This is a genomic window from Aedoeadaptatus coxii, assembly GCF_001553115.1.
Lineage (GTDB): Bacteria > Bacillota > Clostridia > Tissierellales > Peptoniphilaceae > Aedoeadaptatus > Aedoeadaptatus coxii.
Genome location: NZ_KQ960181.1, coordinates 213,163 through 223,726, shown reverse-complemented (window position 1 = coordinate 223,726; position 10,564 = coordinate 213,163). Strand labels below are relative to the sequence as shown.

At 48.0% G+C, this 10,564-nt stretch carries 10 protein-coding genes; 7 read left to right on the top strand and 3 right to left on the bottom strand.

All coding sequences use genetic code 11. The features are described from left to right. Nucleotides 1-103 precede the first annotated feature (103 nt). The 3 genes from HMPREF1863_RS06740 to HMPREF1863_RS06730 are packed head-to-tail and all read right to left on the bottom strand — an operon-like array spanning nucleotide 104 to nucleotide 2,482. Nucleotides 104-577, bottom strand: coding sequence for a dihydrofolate reductase (locus HMPREF1863_RS06740; RefSeq protein WP_068368972.1), 474 nt, complete (start codon nucleotides 575-577; stop codon nucleotides 104-106). Further along, nucleotides 574-1,785 carry a GNAT family N-acetyltransferase gene (locus tag HMPREF1863_RS06735; RefSeq protein WP_068368969.1) on the bottom strand — a complete coding sequence of 404 codons (1,212 nt, stop codon included), beginning with the start codon at nucleotides 1,783-1,785 and terminating at the stop codon, nucleotides 574-576. The genes HMPREF1863_RS06740 and HMPREF1863_RS06735 overlap by 4 nt, the downstream gene beginning before the upstream one ends. Before the next feature lie 40 nt (nucleotides 1,786-1,825). Continuing rightward, nucleotides 1,826-2,482 (bottom strand): GntR family transcriptional regulator, encoded by a 657-nt coding sequence (locus HMPREF1863_RS06730; protein ID WP_068368966.1) that lies wholly within the window; start codon nucleotides 2,480-2,482, stop codon nucleotides 1,826-1,828. 190 nt (nucleotides 2,483-2,672) lie between these two features. Here HMPREF1863_RS06730 and HMPREF1863_RS06725 point away from each other — a divergent pair, with 190 nt between their 5' ends. From HMPREF1863_RS06725 to HMPREF1863_RS06695, 7 genes are all read left to right on the top strand, one after another. Further along, nucleotides 2,673-3,437, top strand: coding sequence for an alpha/beta fold hydrolase (locus HMPREF1863_RS06725; protein WP_068368963.1), 765 nt, complete (start codon nucleotides 2,673-2,675; stop codon nucleotides 3,435-3,437). Nucleotides 3,438-3,446: 9 nt separating this feature from the next. Further along, a complete protein-coding gene (locus tag HMPREF1863_RS06720; protein ID WP_068368960.1) occupies nucleotides 3,447-4,988 on the top strand; it encodes a UDP-N-acetylmuramoyl-tripeptide--D-alanyl-D-alanine ligase in 1,542 nt (513 codons plus the stop codon). 107 nt (nucleotides 4,989-5,095) lie between these two features. Further along, nucleotides 5,096-6,271, top strand: coding sequence for a D-alanine--D-alanine ligase family protein (locus HMPREF1863_RS06715; protein WP_068368957.1), 1,176 nt, complete (start codon nucleotides 5,096-5,098; stop codon nucleotides 6,269-6,271). 18 nt (nucleotides 6,272-6,289) lie between these two features. Next, on the top strand, nucleotides 6,290-8,407 hold the full coding sequence (gene rnr / locus HMPREF1863_RS06710; RefSeq protein ID WP_068368954.1) for a ribonuclease R: 2,118 nt from the start codon (nucleotides 6,290-6,292) through the stop codon (nucleotides 8,405-8,407). Then, complete coding sequence (gene smpB / locus HMPREF1863_RS06705) at nucleotides 8,394-8,858, top strand: SsrA-binding protein SmpB (RefSeq protein ID WP_068369029.1); 465 nt, start codon at nucleotides 8,394-8,396, stop codon at nucleotides 8,856-8,858. The genes rnr and smpB overlap by 14 nt, the downstream gene beginning before the upstream one ends. A 70-nt stretch (nucleotides 8,859-8,928) precedes the next feature. Further along, entirely contained in the window at nucleotides 8,929-9,474 is a 546-nt protein-coding gene (locus HMPREF1863_RS06700) for an NADPH-dependent FMN reductase (RefSeq protein WP_068368952.1), read from the top strand. 153 nt (nucleotides 9,475-9,627) lie between these two features. Next, nucleotides 9,628-10,563: a DnaJ domain-containing protein gene (locus HMPREF1863_RS06695; protein WP_068368950.1), complete on the top strand. Its 936-nt coding sequence runs from the start codon at nucleotides 9,628-9,630 to the stop codon at nucleotides 10,561-10,563. The last annotated feature ends 1 nt before the right edge of the window (nucleotide 10,564 follow it).

Below are 10,564 nucleotides of genomic sequence, written 5' to 3'. Positions count from 1 at the left end.
CGCGACATGGTTTTCGGGTTGTATGAAACCGAATCAAAAAAAGTTTTTACACTAAAGTCGTTTTTATTTTTCTAAATCAAAAAGCTCTTTTTAGACGCTACATCTAAAAAGAGCTTTCTTTTCTTACCCAATGTTCTTCTCGTGCTTGTTCTGTAAAGGGTTTGTTTTCTTTCAGTTCGAATTCTTTCTCTAAAGATGGAATTCTCGTGTCGCCTCCCGTGTAGATGGCCACGCGGGTAAGGTATGCTTCTGTAATGCAATGCCAAAGGCTTTTTACGACGCCGGCGCCGCCGACGAGGTACACTTTTTTATCGGGAAATTGTGCCGTCAGCCGTTTCAGTTCGTCTTCGTTTTGGAAGTAGTGAACGTGGGGCGCGGGCTTTTTCTTTTGCCTCGTCATAACGAATGTTTCCCGGTGAGGCAGGGCGCCTATCGCTTCAAATGTTTTTCGCCCCATGACGAGGACATGGCCTTGGGTGCGTTCTTTAAATCGCTTTAAATCTTCCGGGATAAAGAGGATTTGCTCGCCGTCTTTTGCAATGGCGTTGTCTAAATCGACGAGGAGTAAAAGGATCATCGAATGGTTTGGATATCGGCGCTGCGTTCCGCCGGATGGTGGAGAATCAGCGCTTCCCGTGCGCGGTTGGGGGTTTCCGAGAAGATGGTAAGGCTGCCTTCTGTTGCGTCGTGGCGAAGCAGATTGTTTTCGACGAGCTCTTTGCGCAAGCCCGTTACCACGAGGTCGAAGACGTCGATGCGGTGAAGTTCCCGTTTTAAGTTTTCTTCCAGGAATTTCTCCATAGCGTCCGATTGGGTGGAAAGTTTGGAATCGACGACGAGAACGGTGTCGAAGTTTTTATCTTTCAGTTCATCCAAATGGGCGGCGAGGGTCGTGTAAAAGTCGGCGTCCAATGTGTGGCCGCTTCGAAAGCTTTCTCTATCCAGGGTCATTTCCACGGCGGTAAGGGATCCGTCCACGGCGTCGAAGGCTGCGCGAAAATCGTTGGCTTTAAATTGATTTTCCGTTCCGATGACGAGAGCCGCTTTGGTTTTGCTCACACGCTTGACTTCTTCCGCCGCAAATTTCGGCAGATCGAAGTCTTCCAGAGGTTGGAAACTGCGGTTGCCGTAAAGTTCGGGGGCGACGATGGAATATTTCGCCGTTTCCGTCTTCACGCGCTGCGCCAGTTCCAGCCAGTAGTGATCGTCGCGCAAGAGATCGACGACGATAAGTTGTTCTTTCGGGAAGTAATTGCGCAGGACGGGGATCACTTCGAATCCCAAGGTTTTCGTCGTAAAGTATACTAAAGGTTGTTCCTGTTTTTTGGCGAAAAGGGGAATGGGATTGCGGGTTTTGTTTCCGATTTTTTTCTCGTAATCGATGCGCATGCGGTCGTTCACGCCGTTGTGTTTCGTCTTCGGCTGAAAACCGCTGCGTTCAAAAAAGCCGCGAGCGGAAAGAGGCCCCGACGCCGAAAGGACATCGCCTTTTTCCATGCGGGCTTCCAGGAAACGGAGCATTTGAAGGCCCAAGCCTTGGCGGCGCTTGTTGTAATCGACGAGGATTTCGTGAATGTGAATGTTCTTTTCCTTTTTCGACGTTACCAATGCGCCGACGAGTTTGTCGTCGTCGTAAAGTCCGTAAATGGTTTTGTCTTGATCCAGGGTTATGCGTTCGTCATCGAAAAGCTCATTGTAGGGAGCGTAGAGAATGTGCTGACGCAGACGAATAGCCTCGTCGTGCTTCGGCGTGCCGTATTCAATGGCGTTCATGTAAATGGTCATGTCTTCCTCCAAAAAAATACAGAGGCGAACCTCTGTATTACTAGATTTCTGTCGCCGTATGGCCGATTTCCGAGAAGTGGTATTCCCAGTGAGTGTTGATAAGGTACTCTTTCAACTCGTCGATTTTGTGTGCTCGGAAAAGATCGGTAATATGCGAGTGTTGCTTATTAGTTTCCATTAAGAGCTGTTGAAGTTCTTTGTTTTCTCCTACATCCAAACCTTGACGAATAAAGCGGCGTTGTAGGCGATCGATGGTATCGATAAGCGTTTCGTTATTGGATTTTTCGATGTAGGTTTCGTGGAATCTCTCTTGAAGATCGAAGTACTCGTCGAATTGGAAGCGATTAATATGGAAGTTCATAAGTTCCGTTAAATCGTCCATGGAGTTTAAATCTTCTGCAGTTAAATTTTCGATGGCGAGCTCGGCGGCGAGGGCATCGAGGGGTGCGAGAATACGATAGATGTCTTTGCCTTCTTCTTTTGTGAGGGGCTTTACGCGAAAACCTCTTCGCGGTGCCGAATCTAAGAAGCCGTCGGCGGCTAATTGGATAAGTGCTTCGCGCACGGGGGTACGGGAAATGTTTAGTTGTTGGCAAATATCTTGTTCATTTACTTTTTCATTGGAATTTAGTTTGCCGAGGCGAATTTGTTCGGCGATGAAATTATACACATGATCCTTTAGTGATAAGAATTCCATAGTGTCCTCCTTTATACGATATCCTTTTTTTAATCATAACATTAGGAAAAAAACCTGTCTACAATTTTCACTGCCGTACACAATATTTATTTGGAAAAGAATAAAATTTTTAATCATATCGAAAATCTCAATAGTGAAAGGCGTTCAATCTCCTTTGGCTATGGTATAATGTGACTTTAAGGGGGATGGAATGGAGAAAGAATACATTCAACTAAATGGAAAACAGATTGCCCTCGTGGACACGAAGGTCGGCGAGGACATTGTCTTTGTCTTACACGGTTGGGGCGCCATGATCGAATCGATTATGCCCATCGTCAATGTGCTGAAAGATAAATACCGCGTCATCGCCTACGACGCTTACGGCCACGGCGACAGCGACGCGCCCGATGAGGTCATCGGCGGGGAAGAGTATATGCAGCTTTTGCATGCACTCTACGATTATTTCGGCGTAGAATCAGCTCACTGCGTCGGCCATTCTTTCGGCGGCAAAACCCTTACGCTGTTCGCTTCTCGCTATCCCGAAAAGGTGAAAAGGCTCGTGCTTATCGATGCCAGCGGCGTCAAGCCCAAGCGAAAATTTTCTTATTATGTAAAGGTGTATTCTTTTAAGCTTATGAAATTCCTTTACCGCGCCGCTTTTTTCTGGAAAGACAGGGAAGAAGCGATGAAGAGCTTTTACCGAAGCCACGGAAGCGACGATTACCGAGCAGCCGACGGCATTATGCGCAAGGTCTTCGTCAAGGTGGTCAACGAAAATACGGAAGATGTCTTTAAGAAGATTAAGGCGGAGACGCTTTTGATTTGGGGAGACAAAGACGACGCCACGCCCCTTTACATGGCGGAAGTTTTTGAGAAAAAGATCCCCGGTGCGGGCCTCGTCGTCTTGGAAGGCGGACACTACAGCTACTTAGATGCATTCGGCCAATTCAGCGCCGTGTTGCGTTCGTTTTTATAAGGAGAGATTATGGATCAATTCGTTTCCTTTTGGGTTTTTATCGTCATTTATTTTTTGCTCAGCGTAGCCCTTTATAAACTTTTTAATCGGCGAGCCTTGTATCCCCTCCACATGCTTCAATTGGAAGGATATGACGAAGGGGAATACAAGGCGTGGATTCGCGCCAATCGCGACAAAATTGTAAGCTTGCACTACGGGCCTACCTCGGAAAAAACGCCCCTGGTCATGACCGACCGCGCCAAGCGTTTATACAAGGTGCATCGCCAATTAAACGGCCTTTTGCTCGCCCTTATTTTGATTATATCCGTCGCCTTGTACGGCAAATCGCCCTATCTTTCCATGGTCGTATTTGCCGTTTTATGTTCCGTCGTTCATTTTTATCAATACGCGGTGTTGATTTATGCCAATCGCATTAATTATCCGAGAGAGATGGAGATTAATCACGGCTTTTTCGTGCAGGCGCAAAATAAAGTGCGGGATTTAAAGAAACAGGGTCTGCAAGTCGTGGGCATTACGGGAAGTTTCGGCAAGACGTCGACGAAATTTATTACCTCCACGGTGTTGGAAGAGGGCTTCCGCGTCCAAAACACGCCGTCGTCTTACAACACGCCCATGGGGCTTTCCAAAGTCATCAATAATGAATTGGACGAGCAGGACGAAATCTTCCTCGCGGAATTAGGCGCGAAAGTGCCCGGGGAAATTGCGGAAGTGGCGGAACTCGTACAGCCGTCCATCGGTATTATTACCGCCATCGGCCCCACTCATATGCATCTGTTTAAAACCATCGAAAACATTCAAAAGACAAAGTATGAATTAATCGAAGCCTTGGCGGAAAACGACGTGGCCATATTCAACTACGACAATGATTACGTAAAGCCCTTGGCGGATAAAACGACGCAACGCACCATTCGCTACGGCATGGAAAACATCGACAAGCTCGACGTTTACGCCAAAGATATTGCCGTGCACGAACGGGGAAGTTCCTTTACCCTCGGTTTTAAAGAGGGCGGGGAAGTGCACGCCGAGACGAAGCTTCTCGGAAAGCACAATATTTCCAATCTCCTCGCCGCCGCATCCGTAGCCTATGTATTGGGCATGGCGCCTGAGGTGATTGCAAGAGGCATTCAAAAAGTGGAGCCTGTGGAACACCGGTTGAATATCGTCGACGGCGGCACGGGCATCATCGTTATCGACGACGCTTTTAACTCCAATCCCGTCGGTGCGCGGGCGGCGTTGGATGTGCTTAAAGCTTTTGAAAAGGGCAAAAAAATTATCGTCACTCCGGGAATGGTGGAACTGGGCGATATGGAAGAAGAGGAAAATTACAAACTCGGCAAAGAAATCGCCGAGGTTGCGGACTATGCCATTCTCGTCGGGCCGAAGCGCACGGCGCCCATTCAAAAGGGCTTGAAGGAAGCAGGCTTTGACGGCGACAAGATGATCGTCGCTAAAAATCTAGACGAGGCAACGGCTTCTTTAGGAAAGATTGCCGTTCCCGGCGACGTCGTGCTTTTCGAAAACGATCTGCCGGACAGTTACGACGAAGGTTAAATGTGGGAGCGAACAGCGGGTTCGCTCCTTTCTTTTTGACGGAATCGTGAGATAATAGAAAAGAATATGTTAAAATAAACAACGACTAATAATCTGGGAGGATGAATATGAAAACAATAGCTGTATTTTTCGGCGGACGGAGTGTGGAACACGAAGTAAGCGTCATTACCGGTATGCAAGTCATTGAAAACTTAGATAAAACAAAATATGTGGCTGTACCGGTGTATGTAACAAAAGAGGGCCGTTTTTTAGGCGGGGAAAGTTTGAAAAACTTCAAGACCTTTAAATCCGGCGATTTTTCCGGCACGTTTGACGTCTATTTTAAAACCGATATGCACGACCGCAAGCTTTATTACACGACGGAAGAAAAGGGCGGCCTCTTTTCCAAAGGCGGCGAAAAAGAAGTGGTATATGCCGATGTGGACATGGTCTTTACCGCCCTTCACGGCACATTCGGTGAGGACGGATCCATTCAAGGTTATTTCGATACGCTGAACATTCCCTATATCGGCTGCTCTACCTTGTCTGCCGCCGTCGGCATGGATAAAAAGACGATGAAAGACGTCTTCCGCTCCCACGGTATTCCCGTAATGAACGGGGAATCTTTTTATCGCAGAGAATGGAGAGAAGATAAGGACAAAGTCAAGGCGGCCATCGAAAAAATCGGCTATCCCGTCTTCGTGAAACCTGCCAACTTAGGATCGTCTATCGGCATCAGCAAAGTAAAAGATCCCTCGGAGCTGGACGAGGCCATGGATCTTGCATGCCAATACGACCGCAAGATTTTAGTGGAAGAGGCGGCGGAAAATCCGCGGGAAATTAACTGTGCGGTCTTAGGCTATGCAGGGGATGTGATGACATCCGCTCTGGAAGAACCTCTCGGCTGGAAAGATCTTTTAAGCTTCGAAGATAAATACGTGAGCGGCAACAAAAAAACCGGCGGCTCCAAAGAAGGCAACGCCCGTAACTGCCCTGCCAATGTGGAAGAGGGCTTAAAGAAAGAAATCGAAGAGCTGGCGAAAAAAGCTTTCACCGCCATCGACGCCTGCGGCACGGCTCGCATCGATTTTCTCGTCAACGAAAAGGGTACCTTTGTTAATGAAATCAATACCTTGCCGGGTTCCATGGGCTTTTACCTTTGGGAACCTCTCGGCATTCCCTTCGGCGAACTTCTCGATCGCGTCATCGCATACGGGGAAATTCGCGCCGGCGAACGGGGAGAAAATATGTACAGCTACGAATCCAATTTATTTTCCAAGACGGGGTACGGCAGCAAACTATAGAAAGATGAAGGAGGTCGCATGACCATACGCGAACGTGTGTTAGAGACAATTGAAAAAAAGGGTCCCCTTTCCGAGCGAACGCTTTTTAAAGCGCTTCAGGTGAACGGCAATTTACAGAAGGAAATGAAGGCGCTTTTAAGGGATATGGTAAAAGAGGGAAGCCTCTACCGCGACGAGGAAAGTCGCTACCATTCCAGCGAGCAAGAGGGGCTTATGGTGGGTCGTTTACAGGGGAATGAAAAGGGCTTCGGCTTTTTCGTCGCCGATGATGAGGATCAGGACGATCTTTACATTCACCGCACCAAGATCAATTCCGCCATGCACAACGATCGCGTGCTCGTAAAAGGCATTGAATCTAAAGATCCGTCGAAAGGCGATGAAGGCCGCGTGGTGACGGTTTTGGACAGAAGCAATGAGCGGGTCGTCGGCGTCTACGACGATGCGGGAAAATTCGGCTTCGTCATGCCCGACGAAAAAAAGATCTCCGACGATATCTTTATCCCCAGTCGCTGGAAAAACGGCGCGAAATCCGGGCAGAAAGTGGTCGTGGACATCGAACGATTCCCTTCCGACGACAAAAAGGCGGAGGGAAAGATTGTCGAAATTTTAGGCTATCCCGACGAAAAGGGCGTAGATATTTTAAGCATCGCCTACGCCATGGGGCTGGATCTGGAGTTTCCGAAAGAGGTTCTCGACGAGGCGCACCGCGTGCCGCAGGAAGTGCCCAAGGAAGCTATTGAAAAGCGGGAAGATTTCCGCTCCGCCCCGACCTTTACCATTGACGGCGCCGACAGCAAAGATTTCGACGACGCCCTCAGCGTGGAAAAACTCCCCAACGGCCACTATCGCATCGGCATTCATATCGCCGATGTGGCGGAGTATGTGAAGGCGGGAAGCGCCCTGGACAAAGAGGCCTATCACAGAGGCAATAGTGTCTATTTAATTAATAAAGTACTCCCCATGCTTCCCGAGGAACTTTCAAACGGCATCTGCTCCTTAAACGAAGGGGTGGATCGCCTTTGTTTAAGTGTCATCGTGGAGCTGGACGACAAGGGAAAAGTCTACAACCACACCATTACCGAAACGGTGATTAACAGCGATCGACGATTGATTTATTCCAATGTAAGCGACTTTTTAGAAGGGCTTCGCACCGACGATTCCTTAAAGGATTTGACGGAAGAGCTTACAATTTTAAACACCATCGCCAAAAATCGAAAGAAGATGCGGGATCGCCGAGGCAATATCGACTTTTCCTTTAAAGAGCCCTCTATCGAACTGGACGATAAAGGCCACCCGATTAACATTACCGTGTCCGATCAGCGGGAAGCCAATCAGTTAATCGAAGAGTTTATGCTCCTCGCCAACGAATTGGTAAGCGAAACTTATTCCAAGAAAAAGCTTCCCTTCCTTTATCGCGTCCACGAAGAGCCTACGGCGGAAAAATTAGAGCTTTTAAATTCCGTCATTCGTCCCTTCGGCTATCGCATCGATCTTACAAAGGATATTACGCCGAAAGACATTCAGAAGCTCACGGAACAAGTAGAGGGTAAAGACGAGGAAAGTTTAATACAGACTATGGTGCTGAGGAGTATGCAAAAGGCACGCTACAGCGACGAGCGCTATATGCACTTTGGCCTGGCGGCGGAATACTACTCCCACTTTACCTCGCCCATTCGTCGCTACGCCGACCTTACCATTCACCGTGTCATTAAAGAAGATCTACATCACGAGCTGAATCAGCGTTTAATCGACGAGTACAAATCCACTTTCGGCGACATTGCCGATCACATTTCCGCCACGGAAAAAGCCGCACAGGAAGCGGAACGGAAAGTAGTGGATGTGAAAATGGCTCAGTATATGTACGATCACATCGGCGAGCATTACGACGCCAAAGTATCGGGGATTACCTCCTTCGGCATTTTCTGCGAACTGGACAATACAGTGGAAGGCCTTGTAGGCTACGCTTCGATGGATGAATTTTATCGTTTCGACGAGGAAAATTACGTGGCCATCGGCGAAAAGACACAAAACACCATTCACATGGGCGATCCTGTGCGCATCGTCGTCGTCGGCGCCGATCCGATTTTGGGGCGCATCGATTTTCAAATGGAGGGTGAGGATCATCGCAAAAAATAAAAAGACAAATCCGGGAACCTTGGCGACCAATCGCAAGGCGCGCCACGAGTATTTTATCGAGGAAACCTACGAGGCGGGGATCGTCTTAAAGGGAACGGAAGTAAAGAGTATGCGTCAGGGAAGCGTGAACTTAAAAGAAGCTTACTGCTCTATCGAGGGCGGCGAGCTTTTTATCGAGGGCATGCACATTTCGCCCTATGAGCAGGGGAATCGCTTCAACACCGATCCTCTGCGCAAACGCAAGCTTTTAATGCACAAGCGGGAGATTTTAAAACTGCAAAAAGCCCGGGATCAGGAAGGCTACACCATCGTGCCCTTAAGCGTCTATTTAAGTCGGGGTCGGGTGAAGCTCTCCATCGCCGAGGCGAAAGGTAAAAAACTTCACGACAAGCGAGAAACTATTAAAAAGCGCGACATCGAACGGGATTTAAAACGCTACGTAGACCGCTAATGTTTAGTTTTCATGTTTTCGGCTATATATACTGTATAGAAATAATGTAAAAAAGCTGAAAGGATGACATATGAAAAAAATCGGTTTAATCGTAGGATCGCTGCGCAAGGAATCGTGGAATCGAAAAGTGGCACAAGTGGTGAAAGGGATGTTCCCCGAAGGCTACGACGTAGATTTCATTGAAATCGGCGATCTTCCCTTATACAACGAAGATTTCGAAGCGCCGGGCATGGAGCCTGCAAGCTACGCCCCCTTTAGAAAACAGGTGGAAGCGTCGGATGGTTTCATCTTTTTCACTCCGGAATACAACCGCTCGGTTCCTCCGGCGATTAAAAATGCCATCGACGTCGCCAGCCGACCCTACGGCCAAAGTAAGTGGGGCGGAAAACCGGCAGCTGTGGCCAGCGCCTCTATCGGAACATCCGGCGGAATGGAAGGAAACATGGCTCTGCGCCAAAACTTCATCTTTACCGATTTAATTCCTCTTCAACAGCCGGAAGTGTATCTCGCCGGCGTGGCAAATTTATTCGACGAGGATGGGGAAATGGTAGAGGATACAAAGGCGTTCCTTCAAAAGTTTGTCGACGCATTTGTCCGTCACGTGGAACGATTCTAAAAACGAGCCTGCATCAGCGGGCTTTTTTTACGTTTCCTGTAAAAAAGAAAATTAAAAATAGTAGTCAAAGATAGTCAAAAAAAGCTTGCAATTCGTCGGTGAGCTGGTATAATAAAAATAAGGTCAAAGAAAGTCAACAGGTTGAGGTGATGTATGGAATACAAAGATTATTATAAAGTTTTGGGCGTCGATAAAAGTGCCGACGGCAAAACGATTAAAAAAGCCTATCGAAAATTAGCAAAGCAATATCACCCGGACCTACACCCGGACGATAAGAAGGCTCAAGAAAAATTTAAAGAAATAAACGAAGCCTACGAAGTTCTTTCCGATCCGGAAAAACGCAAGACCTACGACACATTCGGAAGCAGCGGAAACTTTACAGGCGGCATGAACTTCGATCCGTCGCAATACGGCTATTCCTATACCACAGGAGGCGGCGACTTTAGCGATTTCTTCGATATGTTTTTCGGCGGCGGCGCAACATCTGCCGGCGGAAGCAGTAAGAGGAGAAGCCGAAGCTTTAATATGTCCGATATTTTCGGCGGTTTCAGCGGCGGCGCAACGTCGGGCGGAGGGCGACGCAACCCCCGAACGCAATACAATACCGATCTCACCGTTTCCCTCCGAGATGCCTTTAAGGGCGTCGATCGAAAGGTAAGCCTGACGATCAACGGCCAAGCGGTAGATGTCCTCGTAAAAGTACCTGCCGGTATTACGGAAGGCAAGAAAGTAAAAGTTCGAGGCGATAAATTCGGCGTGGACGGAGATATTCTCTTTAAGATCCACATTAATCTTCCGAAGGGAACGACCATGGACGGGCTGGACCTTACCGTTCAAAAAGATATATATCCCTGGGAAGCTTATTTCGGCGATCGCGTCGAGGTCGATCTTCCCGCAGGTAAACTTAGGGTCAAGGTACCGGAAAAGACGAAGGGCGGCTCCAAGCTGCGCTTAGCTAAAAAAGGTTTTAAAGATTTAAAGAAACACGAAGGCGATGCCTACATTCAATTTAACATTATCAATCCCACGTCTTTAAGCGCGGAAGAAGAAGCGCAATACAAGGCCATGGGTGAAAAATACAAACACTAAT

Excerpts from the sequence above, each read along its gene's own strand:
- rnr (WP_068368954.1), top strand. The coding sequence starts at position 6,290 with ATGACCATACGCGAACGTGTGTTAGAGACAATTGAAAAAAAGGGTCCC.
- HMPREF1863_RS06695 (WP_068368950.1), top strand. The coding sequence starts at position 9,628 with ATGGAATACAAAGATTATTATAAAGTTTTGGGCGTCGATAAAAGTGCC.
- HMPREF1863_RS06720 (WP_068368960.1), top strand. The coding sequence starts at position 3,447 with ATGGATCAATTCGTTTCCTTTTGGGTTTTTATCGTCATTTATTTTTTG.
- HMPREF1863_RS06700 (WP_068368952.1), top strand. The coding sequence starts at position 8,929 with ATGAAAAAAATCGGTTTAATCGTAGGATCGCTGCGCAAGGAATCGTGG.
- HMPREF1863_RS06730 (WP_068368966.1), bottom strand. The coding sequence starts at position 2,482 with ATGGAATTCTTATCACTAAAGGATCATGTGTATAATTTCATCGCCGAA.
- HMPREF1863_RS06725 (WP_068368963.1), top strand. The coding sequence starts at position 2,673 with ATGGAGAAAGAATACATTCAACTAAATGGAAAACAGATTGCCCTCGTG.
- HMPREF1863_RS06740 (WP_068368972.1), bottom strand. The coding sequence starts at position 577 with ATGATCCTTTTACTCCTCGTCGATTTAGACAACGCCATTGCAAAAGAC.
- HMPREF1863_RS06735 (WP_068368969.1), bottom strand. The coding sequence starts at position 1,785 with ATGACCATTTACATGAACGCCATTGAATACGGCACGCCGAAGCACGAC.
- HMPREF1863_RS06715 (WP_068368957.1), top strand. The coding sequence starts at position 5,096 with ATGAAAACAATAGCTGTATTTTTCGGCGGACGGAGTGTGGAACACGAA.